The 24,354-nt window shown below is 54.1% G+C and carries 22 protein-coding genes; 2 read left to right on the top strand and 20 right to left on the bottom strand.

Annotation, left to right across the window (positions count from 1 at the left end; genetic code table 11):
* Positions 1 to 8 precede the first annotated feature (8 nt).
* Entirely contained in the window at positions 9 to 215 is a 207-nt protein-coding gene (yacG, locus tag ACQE3Y_RS16325) for a DNA gyrase inhibitor YacG (protein WP_085067994.1), read from the top strand.
* A 27-nt stretch (positions 216 to 242) separates the two neighbouring features.
* Here the strand turns inward: yacG and mutT are convergent, their stop codons facing one another.
* Complete coding sequence (gene mutT / locus ACQE3Y_RS16320; RefSeq protein WP_426974477.1) at positions 243 to 641, bottom strand: 8-oxo-dGTP diphosphatase MutT; 399 nt, start codon at positions 639 to 641, stop codon at positions 243 to 245.
* A gap of 925 nt (positions 642 to 1,566) precedes the next feature.
* Here mutT and ACQE3Y_RS16315 point away from each other — a divergent pair.
* Positions 1,567 to 1,755: a hypothetical protein gene (locus tag ACQE3Y_RS16315; protein WP_426982085.1), complete on the top strand. Its 189-nt coding sequence runs from the start codon at positions 1,567 to 1,569 to the stop codon at positions 1,753 to 1,755.
* A 241-nt stretch (positions 1,756 to 1,996) separates the two neighbouring features.
* Here ACQE3Y_RS16315 and ACQE3Y_RS16310 read toward each other — a convergent pair whose 3' ends face one another.
* The 19 genes from ACQE3Y_RS16310 to mraZ form a co-directional block, all read right to left on the bottom strand.
* Positions 1,997 to 2,452, bottom strand: a complete 456-nt coding sequence (locus ACQE3Y_RS16310) for an Hcp family type VI secretion system effector (protein ID WP_250651831.1) — start codon at positions 2,450 to 2,452, stop codon at positions 1,997 to 1,999.
* A gap of 210 nt (positions 2,453 to 2,662) precedes the next feature.
* Positions 2,663 to 5,368 (bottom strand): preprotein translocase subunit SecA, encoded by a 2,706-nt coding sequence (secA, locus tag ACQE3Y_RS16305; protein WP_426974473.1) that lies wholly within the window; start codon positions 5,366 to 5,368, stop codon positions 2,663 to 2,665.
* Positions 5,369 to 5,445: 77 nt separating this feature from the next.
* The gene (gene secM, locus ACQE3Y_RS16300; RefSeq protein ID WP_250651829.1) at positions 5,446 to 5,955 is read right to left on the bottom strand and encodes a secA translation cis-regulator SecM; all 510 of its coding nucleotides are present in this window, start codon (positions 5,953 to 5,955) and stop codon (positions 5,446 to 5,448) included.
* 285 nt (positions 5,956 to 6,240) lie between these two features.
* Positions 6,241 to 7,158: a UDP-3-O-acyl-N-acetylglucosamine deacetylase gene (gene lpxC, locus ACQE3Y_RS16295; RefSeq protein WP_085072222.1), complete on the bottom strand. Its 918-nt coding sequence runs from the start codon at positions 7,156 to 7,158 to the stop codon at positions 6,241 to 6,243.
* A 100-nt stretch (positions 7,159 to 7,258) separates the two neighbouring features.
* Positions 7,259 to 8,416, bottom strand: coding sequence for a cell division protein FtsZ (ftsZ, locus tag ACQE3Y_RS16290; RefSeq protein ID WP_085068000.1), 1,158 nt, complete (start codon positions 8,414 to 8,416; stop codon positions 7,259 to 7,261).
* 72 nt (positions 8,417 to 8,488) lie between these two features.
* Positions 8,489 to 9,745: a cell division protein FtsA gene (gene ftsA, locus ACQE3Y_RS16285; RefSeq protein ID WP_038628246.1), complete on the bottom strand. Its 1,257-nt coding sequence runs from the start codon at positions 9,743 to 9,745 to the stop codon at positions 8,489 to 8,491.
* Positions 9,742 to 10,584, bottom strand: a complete 843-nt coding sequence (ftsQ, locus tag ACQE3Y_RS16280; RefSeq protein WP_426974472.1) for a cell division protein FtsQ — start codon at positions 10,582 to 10,584, stop codon at positions 9,742 to 9,744. Before ftsQ ends, ftsA begins: the two co-directional genes overlap by 4 nt.
* A 1-nt stretch (position 10,585) precedes the next feature.
* Entirely contained in the window at positions 10,586 to 11,506 is a 921-nt protein-coding gene (locus ACQE3Y_RS16275) for a D-alanine--D-alanine ligase (RefSeq protein WP_426982084.1), read from the bottom strand.
* Complete coding sequence (gene murC / locus ACQE3Y_RS16270; protein ID WP_426974469.1) at positions 11,499 to 12,974, bottom strand: UDP-N-acetylmuramate--L-alanine ligase; 1,476 nt, start codon at positions 12,972 to 12,974, stop codon at positions 11,499 to 11,501. The genes ACQE3Y_RS16275 and murC overlap by 8 nt, the downstream gene beginning before the upstream one ends.
* Positions 12,975 to 13,019: 45 nt before the next feature.
* The gene (gene murG / locus ACQE3Y_RS16265) at positions 13,020 to 14,081 is read right to left on the bottom strand and encodes an undecaprenyldiphospho-muramoylpentapeptide beta-N-acetylglucosaminyltransferase (RefSeq protein WP_426974468.1); all 1,062 of its coding nucleotides are present in this window, start codon (positions 14,079 to 14,081) and stop codon (positions 13,020 to 13,022) included.
* On the bottom strand, positions 14,078 to 15,295 hold the full coding sequence (gene ftsW / locus ACQE3Y_RS16260; protein ID WP_426974467.1) for a cell division protein FtsW: 1,218 nt from the start codon (positions 15,293 to 15,295) through the stop codon (positions 14,078 to 14,080). Before ftsW ends, murG begins: the two co-directional genes overlap by 4 nt.
* A complete protein-coding gene (gene murD, locus ACQE3Y_RS16255; RefSeq protein ID WP_426974466.1) occupies positions 15,295 to 16,611 on the bottom strand; it encodes a UDP-N-acetylmuramoyl-L-alanine--D-glutamate ligase in 1,317 nt (438 codons plus the stop codon). Before murD ends, ftsW begins: the two co-directional genes overlap by 1 nt.
* A gap of 2 nt (positions 16,612 to 16,613) precedes the next feature.
* Positions 16,614 to 17,696, bottom strand: coding sequence for a phospho-N-acetylmuramoyl-pentapeptide-transferase (gene mraY / locus ACQE3Y_RS16250; RefSeq protein ID WP_085068007.1), 1,083 nt, complete (start codon positions 17,694 to 17,696; stop codon positions 16,614 to 16,616).
* On the bottom strand, positions 17,690 to 19,051 hold the full coding sequence (gene murF, locus ACQE3Y_RS16245) for a UDP-N-acetylmuramoyl-tripeptide--D-alanyl-D-alanine ligase (RefSeq protein WP_426974465.1): 1,362 nt from the start codon (positions 19,049 to 19,051) through the stop codon (positions 17,690 to 17,692). Before murF ends, mraY begins: the two co-directional genes overlap by 7 nt.
* Positions 19,048 to 20,535, bottom strand: coding sequence for a UDP-N-acetylmuramoyl-L-alanyl-D-glutamate--2,6-diaminopimelate ligase (murE, locus tag ACQE3Y_RS16240; protein WP_426974464.1), 1,488 nt, complete (start codon positions 20,533 to 20,535; stop codon positions 19,048 to 19,050). The genes murF and murE overlap by 4 nt, the downstream gene beginning before the upstream one ends.
* Complete coding sequence (locus ACQE3Y_RS16235; RefSeq protein ID WP_426974463.1) at positions 20,522 to 22,291, bottom strand: peptidoglycan glycosyltransferase FtsI; 1,770 nt, start codon at positions 22,289 to 22,291, stop codon at positions 20,522 to 20,524. Before ACQE3Y_RS16235 ends, murE begins: the two co-directional genes overlap by 14 nt.
* A gap of 15 nt (positions 22,292 to 22,306) precedes the next feature.
* Complete coding sequence (ftsL, locus tag ACQE3Y_RS16230; RefSeq protein WP_085068011.1) at positions 22,307 to 22,627, bottom strand: cell division protein FtsL; 321 nt, start codon at positions 22,625 to 22,627, stop codon at positions 22,307 to 22,309.
* A complete protein-coding gene (gene rsmH / locus ACQE3Y_RS16225; protein WP_426974462.1) occupies positions 22,624 to 23,562 on the bottom strand; it encodes a 16S rRNA (cytosine(1402)-N(4))-methyltransferase RsmH in 939 nt (312 codons plus the stop codon). The genes ftsL and rsmH overlap by 4 nt, the downstream gene beginning before the upstream one ends.
* A 2-nt stretch (positions 23,563 to 23,564) precedes the next feature.
* Positions 23,565 to 24,023: a division/cell wall cluster transcriptional repressor MraZ gene (gene mraZ / locus ACQE3Y_RS16220; protein WP_426974461.1), complete on the bottom strand. Its 459-nt coding sequence runs from the start codon at positions 24,021 to 24,023 to the stop codon at positions 23,565 to 23,567.
* Positions 24,024 to 24,354 lie beyond the last annotated feature (331 nt).

The following is a 24,354-nucleotide window of genomic DNA, read 5'->3' as shown; positions in this document are numbered from 1 at the left end:
GTGTAATGATGAACAATGATGTGACTACCGTCGCCTGCCCAACCTGCGGCAAGGCGGTTATCTGGGGTGAACAGAGCCCGTTTCGGCCTTTCTGCTGTAAACGCTGTCAGCTTATCGATTTAGGCGAATGGGCTGCTGAAGAGAAACGTATCGCCAGCAGTAACGATCTGTCAGACAGCGATGACTGGAGCGAAGAGGATATTCCCCGTCATTAATTGTCAGGGCAGCAAAGCTGCCTCTGATTACGGGCGCGCCTCGGCCAGCAGGCGCGCAACCAGCTTGTGATTGGCTGGCGGAAATTCGTCAGCAATCAGCTCACGCTGTGGCACCCAACGCTGCGGCTGCCCTTCCCGTCCCCACGGCTCGCCTTGCCACTGTTCAACCAGAAAGAAGTGCAGCGTGACGCGCACATCCTGGTAGGTATGATCGGCATTGCCAAATGCGGTAGCCGCGATGACGGCAATGCCGGTTTCTTCCAGCAGCTCACGCTTCAGTGCCTGCTCAGGCGTTTCGCCTGGCTCGATTTTGCCGCCTGGGAACTCCCACATATTCGCCATATGGGAATTGGCCGGACGACGCGTCAGAAAGATTTCCTGCTGCGCATTACGGATGATGCCAACAGCTACCTGAAGATGTTTCATTTTCGCATCCTTGTTAATGGAATGAAGGGCAGTATAGCTTGATTTTGTTACGCTTTATACCGTTCCGGCTGCGGATACGAGCGGCTCATCTCGCCTCTCCACCGCCCTGTTCTTTGCGCTTTCTGTTATTTAACGCCACGCCAGAACAGGCCTTGTTAACAGGTCAATTAATGCGCAACTGTTTTCAAGCGGTTATAATGCCAGCGTTTGTTTTATTATGGATGATAAACAATGAATGCTTCGCTTTATTTAAAACGGCAATTACTCGCCGAGAGGAAAATAGCGCAATCGCTGGAAAAAGGCATGCGAGCATCCTTTATTTCGGCGGAGTAAACGCTGGATGATATTTATCATGGCGCGGAGCGTATCTCCTGGTACTCAAGCTGCTTTATCGAGAAGCATCATGATGTTTGCCAGCAGCTAAAAACGGAAGATGTAAGGATGTGTAAAGCCTTACTGTCACTTTACAAAAGAAAGGATGTGATCGCCGAACTATTTCAATATTACATTGATTATGTTTTACAAAACATGGAAGTTGAGCAGGCTAAAGTTATTGCGTTAAAGACATTCGGCTTTAATACAGAGAGGCTTACCGCAAAACAACTAATAAAGCACTGGCTTACTCATTAGCGAAAGGAGTTTCTGAATCTCTTGTTATTAGTGCCACCGTAAGAAGCGTATTAAACACAACGGCTTTTAGTGGTTTCAGCATTATTCAATTTTATGGCAAAGCTCAGAAATCAGCCTTAGCTGCGCGTCGATTGAAAGTATTGGAGCCAAAATTTTATAACATTCTCTATCAGGCAAATATAGAAATGCTTTATATCTATGTGGAACCGGTTCTCTATAAAACAATAACAGAAATAAAGGCGTTATCTGAGCCCCACCTGGAAGATATCATTGATATTTTAAGAAGGAGCGTTTCATGATAAAGTTTTTAAAAAAAGCGCTTTTAGAATTTGTTTTACTGGAAACCGTGCCCATTATTGCTATTATCTTGCTTGGTATTTTCTTTTCTGCATATTTCCCCGAACATTGGGGGAAACTGATGCTGCTTAGCATTATGTTTGTTTTTTACTTTTTCATAAAACTATTTACCCGCATGGATAAGTAAATGACCCTTTTACAATTGAAGCGATAGCATGATTCGCACAAGACCATAATTAATGATTAAAACTCTAAAAGCAGATCTATTGGCCCATTAATGTAATTTATCTTTTTTATATTAATCATAATAGCATCTGTTTTATTGCTGCCAGTTACCGGAGGAAATTAACAATAGTAACTATCCCAGCCCTCTGTTGTTACTGAGCCGATTTACATATGTCATCAAATAAGAAACGGCGTCCTTTTGCTCAAAAAACAGAATGATGATTTTTAATATCCCAGCCGTAGCGGGTTTCCGCGCCTTTGCCGCCTTTGGCCGTCTGCTCCCAGTACTGCATTTTCACCGCATCCGCTTCAAACTGATATTCTATGCTGCCCAGATCGTCACCGTCATTTAGCACCACCTGAGCGACAAATACATTCTCCAGCGTAATACGATAGTATTCGATACCACCAGAACCCGCTTTGCAGGCTGACAGCTCTACTTTACGGATCCTGCTGCCGTTAGATGCATAAAGCAGCAGCGTTGGTGTGGCTTTATCTATCAGCGCATGGACCGTTAAATTTCTATACTCAACCAGGGCATTGCCTGCGGCACTTCGGCGGTTTCCCCAATTATGGGAAAGTACATCGATCCAGCCTGCATGATGTGCGTCCTGTGATTCTCCAGCTACGTGTTCAACTTTGAGATAAAGACTGCTCATAACTCTGCCATCCTTAAGCGGTTATACTCTGAGCAGGCGAGTATAGCTTTCCTGATTTATAAAATCTTTAACGGTTCAGTTAATTACACTGCTGATTTACAAAGATTTTTCACCAGCAAGATATTAAAAATTTATTAGATCGCAGCGCTACCAACTAATGCACCCAATAAAAAAGGGAGCCTTTTGGCTCCCTTTTCGCATTCGCGTCTATCAGGCCAGGCGGCCGTGACACTGCTTGTATTTTTTACCGGAACCACATGGGCAAGGATCGTTACGTCCAACCTTACGCTCGCCGGTTTCAGCAGCCAGTGCGGCGGCCGCTTCCGTAGCATCATCAACGTGGCTTAACTGCTGCTGCTGTGCCAGACGCTCTGCATCTTCACGGCGCTGTGCTTCCATCGCCTCGACTTCTTCCGGCATACGCACCTGTACTTTGCTCAGGGTGCTGATCACTTCATATTTCAGTGATTCCAGCATGGCAGCAAACATAGCGAAAGATTCACGCTTGTACTCCTGCTTCGGATCCTTCTGTGCGTAGCCGCGCAGATGAATACCCTGACGTAAATAGTCCATCGCCGCCAGATGCTCTTTCCACAGCGAATCCAGCGTTTGCAGCATGACGCCTTTTTCAAAGCTGCGCATCATCTCGGCGCCGACCACTTCTTCTTTACGCTGATATTCTTCTTTCGCCTGCGTCATAATACGCTCGCGCAGCGTTTCCTCATGCAACTCAGGCTCTTTATCCAGCCACTGGCGAATCGGCATATCCAGATCGAAATCGTTTTTCAGGCGCTCTTCCAGCCCGGCAACATCCCACATCTCTTCCAGCGACTGCGGCGGAATATAGCTGTCGATGGTGGACTTAAATACGTCCTCGCGAATGCTGTTGATGGTTTCGCTAACGTCAGCCACGTCCAACAGTTCATTACGCTGTGAGTAAATAGCACGACGCTGATCGTTGGCAACATCATCATATTCCAGCAGCTGCTTACGAATATCAAAGTTGCGGCTTTCCACTTTACGTTGCGCGTTGGCAATGGCCTTGGTAACCCAGGGGTGCTCAATGGCTTCGCCCGGCTTCATCCCCAGCTTACGCATCATATTCGATACGCGATCGGAGGCGAAAATACGCATCAGCGCATCTTCCATCGACAGATAGAAACGGGATGAGCCCTGATCACCCTGACGACCTGAACGGCCGCGCAGCTGGTTATCGATACGACGCGACTCATGGCGCTCAGTACCGATAATATGCAGGCCGCCCGATGCCAGTACCGCATCATGACGCGCTTTCCAGGCCGTCTTAATGGCAGCAATCTGCTCTTCGGTCGGGTTTTCCAGCGCAGCAACTTCTGCCTGCCAGCTACCGCCCAGCATAATGTCAGTACCACGACCCGCCATGTTGGTGGCGATGGTCACCGCGCCCGGCTGACCAGCCTGCGCCACGATATCTGCCTCACGCGCGTGGAACTTCGCGTTCAGTACATTGTGCTTGATACCGGCACGCGTCAGCTCGTTAGATACCACTTCCGATTTTTCGATCGAAATCGTACCAACAAGGATCGGCTGACCGTTGGCGGTACGCTCACGAATATCCTCAATGATCGCATCGATCTTCTCTTTCTCAGTCATGTAGACCAGATCGGGCAGATCCTTACGCACCATCGGGCGGTTGGTGGGGATAACAATCGTATCCAGTTTGTAGATAGAGCTAAATTCAAACGCTTCGGTATCCGCTGTACCGGTCATCCCGGCCAGCTTCTCATACAAGCGGAAGTAGTTCTGGAAAGTGATCGAGGCCAGCGTCTGGTTTTCATTCTGAATCTCAACGCCTTCTTTCGCTTCAATCGCCTGATGCAAGCCATCTGACCAGCGGCGGCCCTGCATAGTACGGCCGGTATGCTCATCGACGATAACCACTTCGCCGTCTTTAACGATGTAGTCAACGTCACGCGTGAACAGCACATGCGCACGCAGGGCAGCAGTAACGTGGTGCATCAGCATGATATTGGTCGGCGAGTAGAGTGATTCGCCTTCCGCCATAATGCCTTCCTGCACCATCAGCTCTTCAATAGCGACCAGACCACGTTCGGTCAGGTGTACCTGACGGGCTTTTTCATCTACCGAGAAATGGCCTTCGCCCTGGAAAGTGTCAGAATCTTCTTTCTCCTGACGGATCAGGTTCGGGATGATTTTGTTTACTTTGATATAAAGTTCAGAGCTGTCTTCTGCCGGGCCGGAGATAATCAGCGGCGTACGCGCTTCATCGATAAGAATGGAGTCCACCTCATCCACCAGCGCATAGTGCAGTTTACGCTGAACGCGCTCTTCCGGGCTGAACGCCATGTTATCGCGCAGATAGTCAAAGCCATATTCGTTATTGGTGCCGTAAGTAATATCGGCGGCGTAGGCTTCACGCTTGGCGGGCGCGGGCATGCCCGGCAGGTTGATGCCCACTGACAGACCAAGGAACTCAAACAGCGGACGGTTGTTTTCCGCGTCGCGCTGCGCCAGATAATCGTTGACGGTCACCACGTGTACGCCTTTACCGCTCAGCGCATTCAGATAAGCAGGCAGCGTCGCGGTCAGGGTTTTACCTTCACCGGTGCGCATTTCAGCGATACAGCGATCGTTCAGTACCATGCCGCCAATCAGCTGCACGTCAAAGTGGCGCATGCCGAATACGCGCTTGCTCGCCTCGCGAACGGTGGCAAAGGCTTCCGGGAGCAGGCTGTCCAGCTCTTCGCCTTTTTCCAGACGAGCGCGAAACGCCTGGGTTTTCGCTTTCAGTTCATCATCAGAGAGCTTTTCGAAATCGGGCTCCATCTTGTTGATGATTTCTACCGTTTTACGCATGCGGCGCAGCGTACGGTCGTTACGACTGCCAAATACCTTGGTTAACAACTTAGTTAGCATAATAAATACATTCTCATTTTTACCGCCGTGTTTGCGGTTCATTTTTTTATAGTATATGGATTAGGACTGCTCAGGCTTCAGCTGAGAATGTAAGGTCCGGCGCGGATACCCTGTACCTGGGCCAGCCAGATGCCGATATGATAATCTGGCGTAACAGAAACGGCAGGTTGTTGCGTATGGCGGATAATAACCGGCTGACGCGGCTCGTGCGTGAGCAGTGCGTTAAGCGTATCTAACAGCGCCATTTTCTGCACGGCGAGCGGCAGGGTCTCTTCCGCATCAGGCAGATTTTGTGGCGTAAGCGCAAAGGAGAGGTGGCGAATGACGGTGCGGATCGCATGCTGATGCCAGTAATCCACGCTGAAGTTGGCGCGACGGACATTCCCCTGCAGCAGCACGAGATTATCAACCCGTACAGCGCTACCGGTAATCAGTTTTTTCGCTGTGGCTTCAGGGCGACTATTTTGTTCAGCATTCTGGGCGTGCGCAGCAGGCAGGCCAAGGCTTGCCGCCACCATGCCAAATAACAGATGCGGCCAAAAGTAACGCCTGCCTAATTGTCGCCAACGGTGAAAAATAGCGATCACAACGGTTTCCGTCTGGCAGGTAGCGACCTGCCCTTCTTCAATGAATAATTAGCGGCTTTGTTCCATCTGGCGTATCAGGCCGGTTGCCGCCTTTAGCAAGGGCAAATCTTATCATCATTGCGTGCGTTAAACATCAGATCGTAGCGGGAGGAGAAGAAAAGAGCGACAGTCTGAACGACAACGGCGCAAATAATGCGCACCGCAATGCAGAAACAAAAACGACTGGCTTTGCTGGCCGGAGAGAGTGAGCCAACGCTACCAGTCGTTTTAAAAGGTTATAGCCTGTTAAGCCAGAACCAGATTTGTTGCCTTGAACGCCACCGGCAGTTCAGCTTCGTCTTCAAAGGTCGCCCATTCCCAGGCTTCCTGTTTCGCCAGCACCGCCTGCAGCAGTTTATTGTTCAGCGCATGGCCTGATTTGTAAGCGGAAAACGCACCTACAATATTATGGCCGCACATGAACAGGTCACCGATAGCATCCAGCATTTTATGGCGAACAAATTCATCTTCGAAGCGTAAACCTTCTTCGTTCAGTACGCGGAAATCGTCTAAGCCTATCGCGCAATCTAAACTACCGCCCAGGCACAGGCCTTTGGACTGCAGGTATTCGATTTCACGCATAAAGCCGAAGGTTCGCGCACGGCTGATCTGACGCATGAACGCTTCCGTAGAGAAATTCAGCTGATAACGCTGTGAGCTGGAATCAATCGCCGGGTGTTTAAAGTCAATGGTGAAATCGAGTGAGAAACCGTTATAGGGTTTGATCTCAGCCCATTTGTCGCCATCTTCAACACGCACAGCCTGTTTAACACGCACGAATTTCTTCGCGCTGTTCAGCTCTTCAACGCCCGCGTCAACCAGCAGGTAGACGAAAGGCGCGGCGCTGCCGTCCATAATCGGCACTTCAGGCGCATTCACTTCGACAATGATATTGTCGATGCCAAGGCCAGCCAGCGCGGCGTTCAGGTGCTCTACGGTGGAAATACGTACGCCTTCATCATTCACCAGGCAAGTACTTAGCATGGTGTCGCGCACGAATTTTGCATCAGCCGGGAAATCAACCGGTGGATTCAAGTCAGTGCGACGATAGATGACCCCGGTATTAGCCGGCGCAGGGCGTAACGTCAGAGAGACTTTCTTGCCGGTATGCAAACCGACGCCAGTCGCCTGAACAATACGTTTTAATGTCCGTTGTTTGATCATCGTATTATCTCGCAAAATCATCATCCGACCGTCAGTCTATATCACTGACGGGCGAATATTTTAGCACAAAGAGCGGAGAATCCCAATTCTCGGGTTATTCCTAATCCGCCTGCTTGCGCAGGAAAGCAGGAATATCCAGGTAGTCAGGCTCTTTGCCAGGCTGCGAGCTTTGATCGTTGACCACTTTCGCAGCGGGCTTTTGCTCTTGCGGCAGCGGAGACATGCCGTGCTGCTGATAGCGATGATCCATTACCGGCTGGCTGCTTGCCTGCTTGTTGGTTACCAGGGTGATTTCCGGACGTTTGTCCATGCCAATCCCGGTAGCCACCACGGTAACACGCAGTTCATCGTTCATTTCCGGATCCAGAGAAGTACCGATAACCACGGTAGCATTATCAGATGCGAAAGCACGAATCGTGTTACCTACGGTCTCGAACTCATCCAGACGCAGGTCGAAACCAGCGGTGATGTTTACCAGCACGCCGCGAGCACCGGAAAGATCGATATCTTCCAGCAGCGGGCTGGAAATAGCCATTTCTGCCGCTTCTTCAGCGCGATCTTCACCACAGGCCACGCCGGAACCCATCATGGCATAACCCATTTCGGACATCACGGTACGCACGTCGGCGAAGTCGACGTTCATCAGACCCGGACGGGTGATCAGCTCGGCAATACCCTGTACCGCGCCTTTCAGTACGTCGTTAGCCGCACCAAACGCATCCAGCAGTGAAATGCCACGGCCCAACACTTTTAACAGCTTATCGTTGGGGATGGTGATCAGTGAATCAACGTGCTTGGAAAGCTCGGCGATGCCCTGCTCGGCAAACGCCATACGCTTTTTGCCTTCAAAGTTGAACGGCTTGGTCACCACCGCAACGGTCAGAATGCCTAACTCTTTCGCGACTTCAGCCACGACCGGCGCTGCACCAGTACCGGTACCGCCGCCCATGCCAGCTGCGATAAAGACCATATCCGCGCCGTCCAGCGCAGAACGCAGCGCTTCACGATCTTCTTCTGCAGAAGTACGCCCTACTTCAGGGTTCGCGCCTGCACCCAGACCTTTAGTAATGTTGGTACCGATTTGGATAGTCTGGCCAACTGCAGTTTTGCGCAACGCCTGCGCGTCCGTATTCACCGCGAAGAACTCAACGCCTTCGATACGCTCGCGGACCATATGCTCGACGGCGTTGCCACCGCCCCCGCCGACGCCGATGACTTTAATCACCGCGTCGTTGGTTAATTCCATAGGTTCAAACATAATTTCTCTCCGTTATGTGCCTGTCGCCTGGAGATCATAAAATAGTGCTAGCATGATCCCCTTTTAGAAAAATTAAAACTCTTTTTTCAGCCAGCTGTTGATACGTTTAAACCAGTTGCCAACTGAAGCACGTTTTTCAACATCCGCCTCACCGCTCAGGTGAGACTCTTTTCCATAGTGCAGAAGACCTACAGCCGTTGAGTAGTAAGGCTCCTGCGCATAATCCGTTAATCCGGTAATGTTCAGCGGCTGACCGATGCGCACCTGCGTATGAAACACACGTTGCGCGCAGGCGGCTAACCCTTCAATCTGCGCCGCGCCGCCGGTAAGCACAATCCCTGCTGCCAGATGATGCTTAACGCCCTGCTGGCGTAACTGTTCCTGCAACTGCAAAATTTCGTCGTTAACCAGATTCAGCAGCTCGGTATAACGTGGCTCAATCACCTCGGCTAATGTCTGACGCTGTAGACTACGCGGCGGGCGTCCGCCCACGCTTGGCACCTCAACGTTCTCATCCTTGCCGACAATCGAGCCCAGCGCGCAGCCATGACGAACCTTGATTGCTTCCGCATCGGTCGGCGGCGTGCCGAAGGCATAGGCGATATCGCTGGTTACCACATTCCCTGCATAGGGAATGACTTTGGTATGGCGCAGCGCGCCGCCGGTATATACGGCGATATCCATCGTACCGCCGCCGATATCAACCACACAGACGCCCAGCTCACGTTCATCTTCGGTCAGCACTGCAAAGCTGGATGCCAGACCGGCAAAAATCAGTTGGTCCACTTTCAGGCCGCAACGTTCAACAGCCTTAACGATATTTTTCGCCATATCGTTGTGACAGGTGATCAAATGCACTTTTGCCTGCATGCGCACGCCCGACAGCCCAACCGGGTTTTTAATCCCTTCCTGATAATCGATCGCGTACTCCTGTGGAATCACATGCAGGATGCGATGCTCATCACGCACGCGCACCGACTTAGCGGTATGCACAACGTTTTCAACATCTTCCTGTGTCACTTCCTCTTCAGAAATCGGAACCATCCCGATTTCGTTCTGGCAACTGATATGTTTACCGGATAAAGCAAGGTAAACGGACGAAATCTGACAGTCCGCCATCAGCTCCGCCTGATCGATAGCGCGCTGTACGCATTTCACTACCGATTCCAGATCGTTTACGCCGCCTTTATCCATACCGCGGGACGGACAACTGCCGACCCCAATAATATTGACCATGCCATCGGGCAGAATTTCCCCTACTAAAGCGGCGACCTTGGCGGTGCCTATCTCAAGTCCTACTACCAGTTTTCTGTCCGTCGCCTTGATCATTGTTGTTTAGCCTGTGCCTGATTCTGTTGCTGATTACTGTCCTGAGGCTCAATAAATGCCGGAGCCCAGCCAACGGCAGCGCCGGAGTCATAGCGCAAATCGACATAACTGACGCGCTTGTTTTCCGCGGTGGCCTGCTGCTGGAGCATCGGCCAGAGTTCAATAAACCGCTTAAGACGCTTCATGTTATCGCTACGGCCCAGCTCAATACGTACATCGTCGCCCGTGACCAATTGCCAGGAGTGGCGAGCAGTCATTGATGCTGCTTTTACGCTAAACTTGCTGGCCGCCAACATTTCATTCATTTGACGATAGCCAGCCAGTACATCCTGCTCGTTTCCTTCAGGGCCATACAGCAACGGTAGCGTTTCTTTGCCGATATGGTTAGCTGGCACGCTAAAAGATTTGCCTTCCGCATCAACCATATGTAAATCATTCCACCGTGCTACCGGCACATACTCAACCAGATGAATCTTTAATTCGTCCGGCCATTGCTTGCGTACGCTGACCTGTTTAATCCACGGCAGACGTTCAATCTGCTGCTGTATCACATTTACATCTTGTGACATAAAAGTGCCGGGCGCGCCCAACGACAGGATGGCCTGACGGATATCGTCGTTGGTGGTGTAATGCGTTTTTCCCGTCACCACCAGTTTTGAAAGCGGCAGACGCGAAGCATCATTCATCCACTTCAGCACCACGAAGCCGCCCGCCAGCATCGTGCCGATCACCAACAGCAGAAACAACATTCCTGCTAACCGAGAGCCATTGCTGCGGCCGGTGCGCGCTTTCGCTTTCTCCTGCGCGTCCCGACGTACGTTCAGAGCCGCCTGCGACATCTTAGTCGGCCAGCTCCAGAATACGCGCCACCAGCTGGGAGAAGCTCATCCCTGCCTGCTTCGCCGCCATTGGCACCAGACTGTGGCTGGTCATGCCAGGAGAGGTATTCACCTCCAGCAGATAGAAGGTGCCGTCACCGTCCATCATTACATCCACACGTCCCCAGCCGCTGCAGCCCAGAGTACGCCAGGCATTCAACACCAGCGCCTGCAGCTCCGCCTCTTTTTCCACGCTCAGTCCGGCCGGGCAGAAGTACTGTGTATCGTCAGAAATGTATTTTGCTTCATAGTCATAGAAGTCGCTGGCTGGCTGAATACGGATCGAAGGCAAAATTTGATCGCCAAGAATGCCCACCGTGTATTCAGGACCGCTAATAAACTTTTCAATCAGCACATCATCATCATGACGAAACGCTTCTTCCAGCGCCGCTGGCAGCTCTGCAGGCTGATTAACGCGTGAAATACCCACGCTGGAGCCTTCGCTGCTGGGTTTAACAAACAGCGGCATACCCAGCTGGGCGATACGCTGCACCAGCGTCTCATCCAGTCCAGCTTCCATCTGCTGGCGGTTGAGCCACACATAGGGCGCAACCGGCAGGTTAGCGCCCTGCCAGAGCAGCTTAGAGCGCCATTTATCCATAGTGATCGCCGAAGCCATCACGCTGCTGCCGGTATAGGGGATCTGCAGGAAATCCAGAACGCCCTGTAAAGTACCATCTTCACCGCCACGACCGTGCAGGGCGATGAACACTTTTGTGTAGCCTTCTTCTTTCAACCGCATAACGGGGAAATCGCGCGGATCAACGCCATGCGCGTCAATACCCGCCTCTTTCAGACCCGCAATCACCGCCTCGCCAGACATTAACGAGACGTCGCGTTCAGCGGAGGTACCACCCAGCAGTACCGCTACTTTATCAGCCATGATGTTCCTCTTCATTGGTCTGCGGTTTCAGTTTTTGGTCAGCCAGTCGACGAGCAATCTTACCAATGTTACCCGCGCCCTGAACCAGGATCAGATCGTTGCCGCTTAATGTCGGGGCAAGGAAATCGAGGATCACATCATGATCTGGCACCAGGATCGGATCCACCTTGCCACGTCCCCGGATCGTCCGGCACAGCGATCGGCTGTCTGCGCCAGGGATCGGCGTTTCACCGGCGGAATAGACATCCAGCATCAGCAATACATCTACCTGCGACAGTACATTGGCGAAATCATCATAAAGATCGCGTGTGCGCGTATAGCGATGCGGCTGGAAAATCATCACCAGCCTTTTATCCGGCCAGCCTGCTCGCGCCGCCTTGATGGTGGCATCCACTTCGGTCGGATGATGGCCATAATCATCAACCAGCATGGCGGAACCAACGGTGCCGTTTACCTGCTGCAGTGGGAACTCGCCGAGGAAGTCGAAGCGACGCCCGGTGCCCTGGAAGCTTTCCAGCGCGCTGAGGATCTCTTCATCATCAATGCCCTCTTCCGTGGCAACGGCAACCGCCGCCGCCGCGTTTAAGGCGTTATGACGACCCGGTGCGTTGAGCGTCACGCGCATCAGCGGCTTGTCATGACGCACCAGCGTAAAGTGCCCTTGCGCGCCGTGCTGCTCGTAATCTTCGATGCGCACGTCAGCATCTTCGCTAAAGCCGTAGGTGGTGATCTGACGTCCCACTCGCGGGATCAAATCGCGGATCACCGCATCATCCACGCAGAGTATGGCCCGGCCATAAAACGGCAAATTGTGCAGAAAATTAATAAAGGTCTGCTTCAGATTTTCGAAGTCGCCCTGGTAGGTATCCATATGGTCAGCTTCGATATTGGTTACAATCGCCACCATCGGTTGCAGATGCAGGAAGGAGGCATCGCTCTCATCCGCTTCCGCAATCAGGTAACGGCTACTGCCCAGACGCGCATGCGTTCCCGCCGCTTTAACCAAACCGCCGTTAACAAAGGTGGGATCGAGTCCGCCTTCGGCATAGATGCTGGTCACCATCGCCGTGGTGGTGGTTTTACCGTGCGTACCGGCCACGGCGATCCCGTGACGGAAACGCATCAGCTCAGCCAGCATTTCAGCTCGACGGATCACCGGAATACGCGCTTCACGCGCGGCGATAATCTCCGGGTTATCCTGCGTAATCGCACTGGAGACCACCACGACACTGGCATCGCTGACGTTTTCCGGGCGATGGTGAAAATAGATGGTGGCGCCCAGCGCGGTCAGATGCTGCGTCACGGCATTAGGCGCTAAATCGGAACCGCTAATCTGATAACCTTCATTGGCCAACACTTCGGCAATACCGCCCATGCCGGCACCGCCGATGCCGACAAAGTGAATGTGCCGGACGCGACGCATCTCGGGCACGATAGAACGCAGTTTCGCCAGTTGTTGAGTATTCATCTTTTCTTTTGCCTGTCGGTACCGCAGTACCTTCTCTTAATTCTGTTAGCGCGCTACGGCGCTGACTTCTGCCGCTACCCGTTCGGTGGCATCGGGAATCGCTACCTGACGCGCCTTTTGCGCCATCAGCAGCAGCGTGGGTCGATCCCACTGCTTTAACGTTTCCGCCACCCCATTCGCAGTAAACTGCGGCTGCTCAAAAATTTTGGCTGCGCCCGCTTTTTCCAGCGGGAGCGCATTCCAGTACTGCTGACGATCTTTATGCTGAAAAGGCACAAAAATAGCAGGAAGGCCTGCAGCAGCGACTTCGCTTACCGTCAGCGCGCCGGAGCGGCATACCACCACATCGGCCCACGCATAGGCCGCCGCCATATCGTCAATAAACTCAGTGATTTTATGCTGATGCGCACCATCCGCTGCGGCATAAGCGGCCAGAACATCGCTCTGTGCCCCTTTCCCGGTCTGATGCCACAGCGTAATGCTATCGCCCATCAGCGCCGCAACCTGCGGCATCGTCTGGTTAAGCACGCGCGCGCCCTGACTGCCGCCAACGACCAGAACCCGAGTCGGACCTTCACGGCCAGCCAGACGTTGCTCCGGGCGGCTGAGTGCCAGCACATCGGTGCGCACCGGATTGCCCACTACCTCGGCATGCGGAAACGCGCCGGGAAATGCCTGCATCACTTTCGTTGCCAGCTTCGCCAGCCATTTATTGGTTAACCCGGCAATGCCATTCTGTTCATGCAGCACCACCGGAATACCGCAGCTCCAGGCCGCCAGCCCGCCGGGCCCTGAGACATAGCCGCCCATGCCAAGCACGACATCAGGCTTCCAGGCTTTCATAATACGGCGGGCCTGACGCCAGGCGTTGAAAATCCGCACCGGCGCAGCCAACATCGCTTTAAGCCCTTTGCCGCGCAATCCGCTAATGCGGATAAAATCGATTTCGATACCGTGTTTCGGCACCAGCTCGGCTTCCATACGATCGGCGGTTCCCAGCCAGCGTACCTGCCAGCCCTGCGCCATCAGATGATGCGCAACGGCCAGGCCCGGGAACACATGTCCACCGGTACCGCCAGCCATTACCATCAACCGCTTTCCACTCATCGCGCACCTCGGGTAAACGCCTGCGCTTTGCTCAGACGCGTCTCATAATCTATGCGTAACAACAACACGATGGCCGTCGACATAATGATCAGACTGGAACCACCGTAACTAATTAACGGCAACGTCAGGCCCTTAGTAGGCAGCATACCCGCTGCCGCGCCGACGTTCACCAACGCCTGGAAGCTAAACCAGACGCCAATCGAGCAAGCCAGAAAGCCGGAAAAGCGCTGATCGATCTCCAGCGCACGTCGGCCAATCGACATCGCCCGAAAAGCGACGAAGAATACCATTAACAGCGCTAAAACCACACCGATATAACCGAGTTCTTCCCCGATAATGGAGAAAATGAAGTCGGTATGCGCCTCTGGTAAATACTCCAGTTTTTGCACAGAGTTACCTAATCCCTGCCCCCAAAACTCACCGCGTCCGAACGCCATCAGCGACTGGGTTAACTGGTAGCCGCTGCCAAACGGATCTTCCCAGGGATCCCAGAAGGAGGTGACGCGGCGCATACGATAGGGTTCGGCAATGATCAACAGGATCACCGCAAAGATACCGGATCCGATAATTGCCAGAAATTGCCACAGCTTGGCACCAGCCAGGAACAGCATCGCCAGCGTAGTAACAAACAGCACCACCACCGTTCCCAGATCCGGCTGGGCCAGCAGCAGCACCGCCAGCACCACCATCACGCCCATCGGTTTACAAAAGCCCCAGAAGTTATTACGTACCTCTTCGACTTTGCGCACCAGGTAGCTGGCGAGATAGCAAAACAGCGAAAGCTTGGACAGCTCGGCTGGCTGAATACGCAGTGGTCCCAGCGCAATCCAGCGCGATGCGCCGTTTACCGAGCTACCAACCACTAATACAATCAACAGCATCAATACCGAGGCCAGTAGCATCATATTGCTGTAACGCTGCCAGACCGCCATCGGGATACGCAGCGTGATCAGCGACATCCCCAATGCCAGCAGCAGATAAAACGCATCACGCTTGGCAAAGTAAAACGGATCTTCTGACAGGCGCTGTCCTACCGGCATAGAGGCGGAAGTCACCATCACAAAGCCGATAATCGCCAGCCCGAAGGTCAACCACAGCAGGGTACGGTCATACAGCACCATGGTGGCCGTATCGCTATTTTCCCGGCTGCCCATTACCCATTCGCGCAGACGCACCGCTACGCCGCCCGCCAGCCCTAAGCCTGGAATACGCATCAGCCCAGCTCCCGTGCCAGCTGGGCGAAACGATCGCCGCGCTGTTCAAAATTACGGAACTGATCAAGACTGGCGCAGGCCGGAGACAGCAGAACGATATCGCCCGGCTGCACCTGCGGCGCGATAGCCCGCATAGCCTGCTCCAGCGTTTCTGTCTGGCTGGAAATTTCCGGGCGCAGCGCCGCCAGTGCCGCACCGTCACGGCCATAACACCAGACACGGATAGCATCACCCTGCAAATAACGCGTCAGCGAGGAGAAATCGGCAGATTTGCCATCGCCGCCCAACAGCAGCCACAGCGTACCCTGCGCTTTTAATCCGCTGAGCGCCGCTTCCGTGCTACCGACGTTGGTCGCTTTAGAGTCATTGATCCAGCGTACGCCGTTGCGTTCATGCACCAGTTGAAAACGATGCGCCAGCCCACGAAAAGTGGTTAAGGCTTTCAGACTGCTGGCGCGAGGAATGCCGACCGCATCCGCCAGCGCCAGCGCAGCCAGCGCATTGGTATAGTTATGCAGCCCAACCAGCGTCATCTCATCGGTATTCAGCACCTTTTCACCCTGCACCCGCAGCCAGATGCTGCCCTGCTGGCGGTTGAGATGATAATCACCTACGTCAACGCCGAAGCTAACGCAGCGCTTATCGGCACCGCGTACCGGCATGGTTAACGCATCATCAGCATTCACTACGCAAACCGCCGCATTTTCATAAATACGCAGTTTGGCGGCACGATATTGCTGCAGCCCCAACGGATAGCGATCCATATGATCTTCACTGACGTTCAGAATGGTTGCCGCTGCCGCTTTCAGGCTGTGGGTGGTTTCCAGCTGGAAGCTGGAAAGTTCCAGTACATAAAGCTGGGCCGGCTGCTGCAACAGACTGAGCGCCGGCAGGCCGATATTGCCGCCCACGCCTACGGCCCAGCCAGCAGCACGCGCCATTTCCCCTACCAGGCTGGTGACAGTACTTTTTCCGTTAGAACCGGTGATCGCCACCACTGGCGCCTGTGCTTCACGACAGAACAGTTCAATATCACCAATAATTTCAACGCCCGCCTCTGCCGCTTCCATCAGTAGCGGATGCGCCAGGGCCATGCCCGGACTGGCGACAATCAGATCGGCCGCCAGCAGCCAGTCGCCGTTAAGCGAGCCCAAATAGCGCTCCACGCTATCAGGCAGCTTATCCAGGCCAGGCGGTGACACTCGGGTATCCATCACGCGCGGCGTTACGCCCTGCGCTAAAAAGAAATCAACACAGGAGAGGCCGGTCAGCCCCAGCCCGATAATGACCACTTTTCTACCCTGATAGTCAGCCATAGTTAACGCACCTTAAGGGTTGCCAGGCCAATCAGCACCAGCATCAGCGAAATGATCCAGAAACGCACGATGACACGCGGCTCCGGCCAGCCTTTCAGTTCATAATGGTGATGAATGGGTGCCATACGGAAAATACGCTGGCCGCGCAGCTTAAAGGAGCCTACCTGCAGAATCACCGACAGCGTTTCTACTACAAACACGCCGCCCATAATCACCAGCAGAAACTCCTGGCGCAGCAGCACGGCGATAGTGCCCAGCGCGCCGCCTAAAGCCAGTGACCCCACATCGCCCATAAACACCTGAGCGGGATAGGTGTTAAACCATAAGAAGCCCAGCCCGGCGCCCACAATAGCGGTGCAGACAATCACCAGTTCACCGGCGTGGCGCAGATAAGGAATATGCAGATAGCCAGCAAAATTCATGTTACCGGTGGCCCAGGCCACCAGCGCAAAACCGGCGGCCACAAAGACCGTTGGCATAATTGCCAGGCCATCCAGCCCGTCGGTCAGGTTAACCGCGTTGCTGGTGCCAACGATAACAAAGTAGGAAAGCAGAATATAAAGCAGCCCCAGTTGCGGCATCACATCTTTGAAAAACGGCACCACCAGCTGTGTCGCCGGTGTATCTTTCCCGACAGCATACATGGTGAAGGCTACCGCCAGCGCAATCAGCGACTGCCAGAAATATTTCCAGCGGGCGATCAGGCCTTTGGTATCTTTACGCACGACTTTGCGGTAATCATCCACAAAGCCCACAATGCCATAGCCGATCAGCACTGTTAACACGCACCAGACGTAAGGGTTAGAAGGATAGGCCCACATCAATACTGAAATGGTAATGGAGGTCAAAATCATGATGCCGCCCATGGTCGGCGTGCCGCGCTTGCTAAAGTGCGACTCCGGCCCTTCGCTACGCACCACTTGTCCAATCTGCAACTTTTGCAGCCAGGCGATCAGGCGCGGCCCCATCCACAGCGAGATAAACAGTGCGGTCAGCAGGCTGACAATGGCGCGAAACGTCAAATATGAGAAGACGTTAAAGCCGGAATAAAAAGCGACCAAATGTTCGGCCAGCCAAACTAACATGTTCCTTTCTCCTGTAAGGTTTGTATTACCTGCTCCATGGCGGCACTACGAGAACCTTTAACTAAAACGGTAATCACCTGATGCTCAGCAAGCAGCGATAATAAACGCGCGCTCAGCGCCGCTTTATCGCTGAAGTGTTCGCCGACACTGCTGGCATCGCTGATATGCTGGCTTAACGATCCCACGCTCAGTACCTTATCGATACCGGCATGACGGGCGGCCTCGCCAACCTGACGATGGCATTCAACCGCCTCCTCGCCCAGCTCCGCCATATCGCCGGTAACCATCACGCGATAGCCCGGCATATCCGCCAGAACCTGCGCGGCGGCGGTCATTGATCCGACATTGGCGTTATAGCTGTCGTCCAGCAGCAGCTTTTGCGGACCGAGAATAATAGGGAACAGACGCCCGGGCACCGCCTGCAGCGTGGCTAACCCCTGAGCAATGGCCTCAAGCGGCGCGCCAACCGACAGCGCCAGCGCACTGGCTGCCAGTGCATTAGCGACATTGTGGCGTCCCGGAAGCGGCAGCAGCACCGCCACATCGCCCTGCGGCGTATGCAGCGTAAAAGCCGTTCCCTGTGATTTCACCATCACATCGGTGGCGCAGAAATCTGTGGTTGCCCCTTCGGCGGCGGAAAATCGCCAGACGCGCTGCTGGGTTAACTGGGTTTGCCAGCGCGGCCAGTCATTGCTGTCGGCATTGATAATGGCTGTGCCCGTTGGCGGCAGCCCAAGGAAAATTTCGCCTTTCGCTTTCGCCACGCCCGCCAGAGAGCCGAAGCCCTCCAGATGCGCAGCGGCGAGGTTGTTGACCAGCGCGCTTTCCGGACGCGTTAATCCGGTTGTCCAGGCGATCTCGCCCTGATGATTAGCGCCCAGCTCAATGACTGCGTACTGGTGCGCCGCAGTAAGACGCAACAGCGTCAGCGGCACGCCGATATCATTGTTCAGGTTGCCTGCGGTATAGAGGGTTTCGCCGCACTGACGCAGAATGGCAGCCGTCATCTCTTTTACCGAGGTTTTACCGGAGGAGCCAGTCAGCGCCACCACGCGGGTATTGACCTGTTGGCGAACCCAGGCAGCCAGCTCGCCCAGCGCGATACGCGTATCGCTTACCACCACCTGTGGCACATCAATTTGCAAGCGCTTACTCACCAATAATGCTGCCGCACCTTTAGCAACCGCTTCGCTGGCAAAATCATGCGCATCAAAGCGCTCGCCCTTCAGGGCGATAAACAAACAGCCCGCGCTGACCTTACGCGTATCGGTGGTCACTTCGGCAATCTGCAGATTGCCGCCGATCAGCGTGCCGTTAGCAATTTGCGCCAGCGTTTCCAGGGAAACCGGAATCATGCCATCACCCCCAGCAAACGTGCGACGGTAACGCGGTCGGAATAGTCCAGACGGCGATTACCGACAATCTGATAATCTTCATGTCCTTTACCGGCAACCAGTACGATATCCTGCGGCCCGGCCTGCATAATGGCGTTGGTTACCGCTTGTGCGCGTCCCGCCATTATGCGAGCACGGCCCGGGTCGAGCAGACCGGTGAGAATATCTTCAACAATCGCGCCCGGATCTTCGCTGCGGGGATTGTCGTCCGTGATCACTATAATATCGGCAAACTGTTCAGCAATGGCGCCCATTAATGGCCGTTTGCCTTTATCGCGGTCGCCACCACAGCCAAAGACGCACCAGAGCTGCCCCTGGCAATGCAGACGCGCCGCTTCCAGCGCTTTTTCCAGCGCATCCGGCGTATGGGCATAATCCACCACCACCGTTGGCTTGTCTGGCGCGCTAAAAACTTCCATCCGTCCGCAAACCGGCTGCAGCTGACGTGCGCTGGCAATTAACAGCGCCAGCGGATAATTCAGCGTTAACAGCGTCGCTAACGCCAGCAGCAGATTGCTGACGTTGAAAGCGCCCATCAGGCGGCTTTCCAGCTCGCCATCGCCCCAGCTGGAAGCGAAACGAATCGTGGCACCGTTATCGTGATAATGAATGTCGGTGGCTTTCAGCCAGCGGCCATGTTGAGCGGGCAGTACGTTGTCAGCCATGGTGACGGCAACCGCATCGGGCAGCCTCTCCAGCCAACGCCGCCCCACCTCATCGTCGGCATTGATAATCGCTTCGCCCACCTGATGCTCGGAAAACAGCAGCCACTTCGCAGACTCATAGCGAATCATATCGCCATGGTAATCCAGATGATCGCGGCTCAGGTTGGTAAACACCGCTGCAGCAAAAGGCAGCGCCGCTACACGATGCTGCACCAGCCCGTGAGAGGAAACTTCCATCGCTGCCAGGGTCGCTCCCTGCTCAACCAGCGAGTTCAGCATATGCTGCACATCAACCGCCGAGCCGGTGGTATTTTCAGTGGGGATCAGATGACCATACAGGCCGTTACCCACGGTGCCCATTACCGCGCCGGTTTCGCCGAGCAGATTCGCCCACTGCGCCAGCAGTTGCGTGGTAGTGGTTTTACCGTTGGTCCCGGTTACGCCGATTAAACGCAACTGCTCGCCAGGCTGCTGATAAAAACGCCCGGCAAGCGCCGATAAACGCTGCGGCAGCTGCGACAGATAGACAACCGGTACGCCATGCATTTCGCGAATTTCACCATCCTCCGCCTCGCCGGCGGCTTCAGCGATAACTGCCGAAACGCCCTGAGCGATAGCCTGAGGGATAAAACGTCGCCCATCAACGTTATGGCCGGCAACAGCCACAAACAGATCGCCGGACGCCGCCACGCGGCTGTCCAGTGTCATTTCACGAAGCGGACGCTCCGGCGCGCCAGGCACCCACGGAGCCAGTAAGTCGCGCAAGTTACGATCTGTCACTTGATTCCTCTTTCTTGTTGTTGACAAGGTCATTCTTTTCAACCGGGGTCGGCAAGGCATCTGGCTCAATATTCATGGTGCGCAGAACGCCGCCCATGATGGCGCCGAATACCGGTGCCGACACCGCACCGCCATAATATTTACCCGCCTGGGGATCGTTGATGACCACCACCAGCGCAAAGCGCGGCTGGCTGGCTGGCGCCACGCCAGCGGTATAGGCAATATATTTATTCACGTAGCGGCCATCAGGACCGACTTTTTTCGCGGTCCCGGTTTTGATGGCGATACGATAACCTTTGATCGCGGCTTTGACGCCGCCGCCGCCGGGCAGCGCGACGCTTTCCATCATATGAACCACAGTTTTCACCACCGATTCAGGGAAGGCGCGTTCGCCCGGTACCGGCGGATCCACTTTCGTGATTGAGAGTGGACGCGCAATGCCATAGCTGCCGATGGTGGCGTAAACGCGCGCCAGCTGTAACGGCGTTACCATCAGCCCATAGCCGAATGAGAAGGTGGCCCTTTCAATATCGGACCACCTTTGTTTATGGGGATACAGGCCACTGCTTTCCCCGACCAACCCCAAATTGGTTGGTTTGCCCAATCCAAAGCGTGAATAGGTTTCCACTAGTGCTGAGGAGGGCATCGCTAACGCCAGCTTTGATACACCGACGTTACTCGACTTCTGCAGAACCCCGGTCAGGGTCAGTTCGTTGTAGCGCGCCACGTCTTTGATTTCATGACCATTAACGCGATAAGGCAGCGTATTCAGCACGCTGTTTTCGCGCACGACGCCGCGCTGCAGTGCGGTCATCACCACCATTGGTTTCACGGTGGATCCGGGTTCAAAGATGTCGGTGATAGCGCGGTTGCGCATCACATCTTTTGGCGTATTGCTGAGATTGTTGGGGTTGTAGGCCGGGCTGTTAGCCATCGCCAGCACTTCGCCAGTGTTGACATCAACCAGCACCGCCGTGCCGGATTCCGCCTTGTTGAAGGCCACGGCATTGTTCAGTTCGCGATAGACCAGCGCCTGCAAACGTTCATCGATACTGAGCGCCAGATTATGCGCTGCCTGACTGTCTACCGAAGAGATATCTTCAATCACGCGGCCAAAGCGATCTTTACGTACCGTTCTCTCGCCTGGCTGGCCTGTTAGCCAGCGGTCAAAGCTTTTCTCGACGCCTTCAATGCCCTGTCCATCAATGTTGGTAAAACCGATAAGATGAGAGGTCACCTGACCTGCAGGATAGTAGCGGCGGGATTCTTCCCGTAAGTGGATACCGGGCAGCTTAAGCTTTTTGATATAGTCGCCAATCGCCGGATTGACCTGGCGGGCCAGATAGACAAAGCGGCCTTTAGGATTGGCATTTACGCGGTTAGCCAGCTGATCGAGAGGCACAGAGAGAGCGTCGGCCAGCGCTTTCCAGCGGCTGTCGAGCGTGATGCCGCCGCGATCGTGCAGCTCTTTCGGATCGGCCCAGATGGCGTTAACCGGCACGCTAACAGCCAGCGGCCTGCCGGCACGGTCAGTGATCATTCCGCGCGCGGTAGGAATCGACTGAACGCGCAGAGAACGCATATCACCTTCGCGCACCAGCCTGTCGGGATTAATGACCTGCAAATAGGCAACACGCAACAGTAGTCCGATCAACGCAAGTAAGATGCCGCCGCACAGCAACGCAAAACGCCAGCTGACAAAGCTGGCCTGATCTTCCTGTTTTTTCAACTTAAGCGCTTTGGTAGCGGATCTCATGGAGTCCGGAATTCCTTATTGCTGTACCACAATATTTTCCTGTGCCGGGTCGACATGCTGCATCTGCAATTTTTCCGTCGCCGTGCGCTCAACGCGGCTATGATCGCCCAGCGCGTTCTCTTCCAGAATCAGGTTACGCCACTCAATATCCAGCGCGTCGCGTTCCAGAACCAGCTGTTCACGCTGAGCGGTCAGCAAACGCGTTTTATGCGCGGTTGTAACCACCAGCACCGCTGAAATCAGCACAGCAACCAGCAGCAGCAGCGGAATCTTAGCGTGCCGCAGCAGATCGCCGCCGATAACGCCGGGCAGGCTATGACGTTCATTGCCGATCATGATGCGGTGCGCTCCGCAATACGCAGCACCGAGCTACGCGCACGGGGGTTTTCAGCCACTTCCGCTTCACCGGGCATCATTTTCCCCAGCGCTTTTAACTGGCGACCACCCAGCTTTTGCAACTGCGCTTCCGTCATTGGCAGCCCTGCTGGCACCTGCGGTCCACGGCTCTGCTCACGCATAAAGCGTTTTACCAGACGATCTTCCAGTGAATGGAAGCTGATAATTGAGAGACGTCCGCCCGGCGCCAGCGCAACCAGCGCGCCTTTTAATGCCTGCTCAATCTCTTCCAGCTCGCTGTTAACCCAGATGCGAATAGCCTGAAAGCTCCGTGTGGCCGGATGCTTGAATTTGTCCTTGATCGGCGTTGCGGCGGCAATCACCTCCGCCAGCTCTTTGGTACGAGTCATGGGCTGCAGGCGGTTACGCTCCACAATGGCGCGTGCAATACGTTTAGCAAAACGCTCTTCGCCATAGGTTTTCAGCACAAAAGCGATATCGTTCTCTTCCGCCTGCTGCAGCCACTCGGCGGCCGAAAGCCCGCGCGTTGGATCCATGCGCATATCCAGCGGCCCATCGCGCATAAAAGAAAAGCCGCGTTCGGCATCATCCAACTGCGGCGAAGAAACCCCTAAATCCAGTAAAATACCGTTGATTTTGCCGGTTAAATCACGCGCTTCAACGTAATCCGCCAGCGCGGAAAACGGACCGTGAATAATGGTAAAGCGCGGATCGTCAATCTCTGCGGCCGCGGCAATGGCCTGCGGATCGCGATCGATGGCAAACAGTTTGCCCTGCTCTCCCAACTGAGAAAGGATCAGACGTGAGTGTCCGCCCCGACCGAAGGTACCATCGATGTAGATGCCATCTTCTTTAATATTGAGCGCGTTGACAGCTTCATCCAACAGCACCGTGGTATGTATAAAATTATCCATAGTTATAACGACAAATCCTGCAACCGCTCTGAAAGCGGCTCCTGAGCGGTTTGCTCAGCGTCAATATCTTCCCTGACTTGTTGATACCAGGTCTGTTCATCCCACAGTTCAAACTTATTAAACTGTCCAACCAGCATCACTTCTTTTGTCAGACTGGCATGCTGGCGCAGCGTACCGGCCAGCAACAAGCGCCCCGCGCTATCCATCTGACATTCGCTTGCATGTCCTAACAGCAACCGCTGCACACGACGCTCTGCAGGGTTCATGCTGGATAAGCGAGAGAGTTTTTGTTCAATAATTTCCCATTGGGGTAAGGTATAAAGCAGCAGGCAAGGCTGATGGAGGTCAATGGTGCACACCATTTGGCCTTCCGACTCCTCAATCAGCGTTTCGCGATACCGCGTAGGCACAGCCAGCCGCCCTTTGCTATCGAGGTTGACTAAGGTGGCGCCACGAAACATGTCAGCAAATGCCCTCAGTTACCCTTTTTTGCCACTTTATCCCACAATTTCCCACGAAAGGAGTTTACGGAGCGGAGGAAATCATTGTCAAGCCACGCAATGGGCGAAGCGAAATTATTTCTTAAGGAATAAAAGGAGCAAAAGTTAAGAATGAACTGACTTCGCTAACATCTGAAAAAATAAACTAATGAATAGTGGTAAAAAAATCAGAGATAAAATAAAAATGGGCAAAAAGAATACAATGTTTATTGCCTGTCAGGCAGGGGGACGCTTTGCGACACAGGCGACATTTTAGGGACATTCTGATAAAGCTTGCATGACCCACCTGACG

Source organism: Pantoea sp. FN0305 (genome assembly GCF_050113845.1).
Classification (GTDB): Bacteria; Pseudomonadota; Gammaproteobacteria; order Enterobacterales; family Enterobacteriaceae; genus Mixta; species Mixta alhagi.
The sequence above is the reverse complement of the archived record's forward strand: the minus strand, read 5'-3'. Positions and strand labels throughout refer to the sequence as shown.

Coding starts and splice junctions, on each gene's coding strand:
- mraZ (WP_426974461.1), bottom strand. CDS start 24,023: ATGTTTCGTGGCGCCACCTTAGTCAACCTCGATAGCAAAGGGCGGCTG.
- yacG (WP_085067994.1), top strand. CDS start 9: ATGAACAATGATGTGACTACCGTCGCCTGCCCAACCTGCGGCAAGGCG.
- murC (WP_426974469.1), bottom strand. CDS start 12,974: ATGAATACTCAACAACTGGCGAAACTGCGTTCTATCGTGCCCGAGATG.
- mraY (WP_085068007.1), bottom strand. CDS start 17,696: ATGTTAGTTTGGCTGGCCGAACATTTGGTCGCTTTTTATTCCGGCTTT.
- murG (WP_426974468.1), bottom strand. CDS start 14,081: ATGAGTGGAAAGCGGTTGATGGTAATGGCTGGCGGTACCGGTGGACAT.
- ACQE3Y_RS16310 (WP_250651831.1), bottom strand. CDS start 2,452: ATGAGCAGTCTTTATCTCAAAGTTGAACACGTAGCTGGAGAATCACAG.
- murD (WP_426974466.1), bottom strand. CDS start 16,611: ATGGCTGACTATCAGGGTAGAAAAGTGGTCATTATCGGGCTGGGGCTG.
- ACQE3Y_RS16235 (WP_426974463.1), bottom strand. CDS start 22,291: ATGAGATCCGCTACCAAAGCGCTTAAGTTGAAAAAACAGGAAGATCAG.
- secA (WP_426974473.1), bottom strand. CDS start 5,368: ATGCTAACTAAGTTGTTAACCAAGGTATTTGGCAGTCGTAACGACCGT.
- mutT (WP_426974477.1), bottom strand. CDS start 641: ATGAAACATCTTCAGGTAGCTGTTGGCATCATCCGTAATGCGCAGCAG.
- ftsA (WP_038628246.1), bottom strand. CDS start 9,745: ATGATCAAGGCGACGGACAGAAAACTGGTAGTAGGACTTGAGATAGGC.
- ftsZ (WP_085068000.1), bottom strand. CDS start 8,416: ATGTTTGAACCTATGGAATTAACCAACGACGCGGTGATTAAAGTCATC.
- rsmH (WP_426974462.1), bottom strand. CDS start 23,562: ATGGATAATTTTATACATACCACGGTGCTGTTGGATGAAGCTGTCAAC.
- ftsQ (WP_426974472.1), bottom strand. CDS start 10,584: ATGTCGCAGGCGGCTCTGAACGTACGTCGGGACGCGCAGGAGAAAGCG.
- lpxC (WP_085072222.1), bottom strand. CDS start 7,158: ATGATCAAACAACGGACATTAAAACGTATTGTTCAGGCGACTGGCGTC.
- ACQE3Y_RS16315 (WP_426982085.1), top strand. CDS start 1,567: ATGATAAAGTTTTTAAAAAAAGCGCTTTTAGAATTTGTTTTACTGGAA.
- ftsW (WP_426974467.1), bottom strand. CDS start 15,295: ATGCGTATTCCAGGCTTAGGGCTGGCGGGCGGCGTAGCGGTGCGTCTG.
- ftsL (WP_085068011.1), bottom strand. CDS start 22,627: ATGATCGGCAATGAACGTCATAGCCTGCCCGGCGTTATCGGCGGCGAT.
- ACQE3Y_RS16275 (WP_426982084.1), bottom strand. CDS start 11,506: ATGGCTGATAAAGTAGCGGTACTGCTGGGTGGTACCTCCGCTGAACGC.
- murF (WP_426974465.1), bottom strand. CDS start 19,051: ATGATTCCGGTTTCCCTGGAAACGCTGGCGCAAATTGCTAACGGCACG.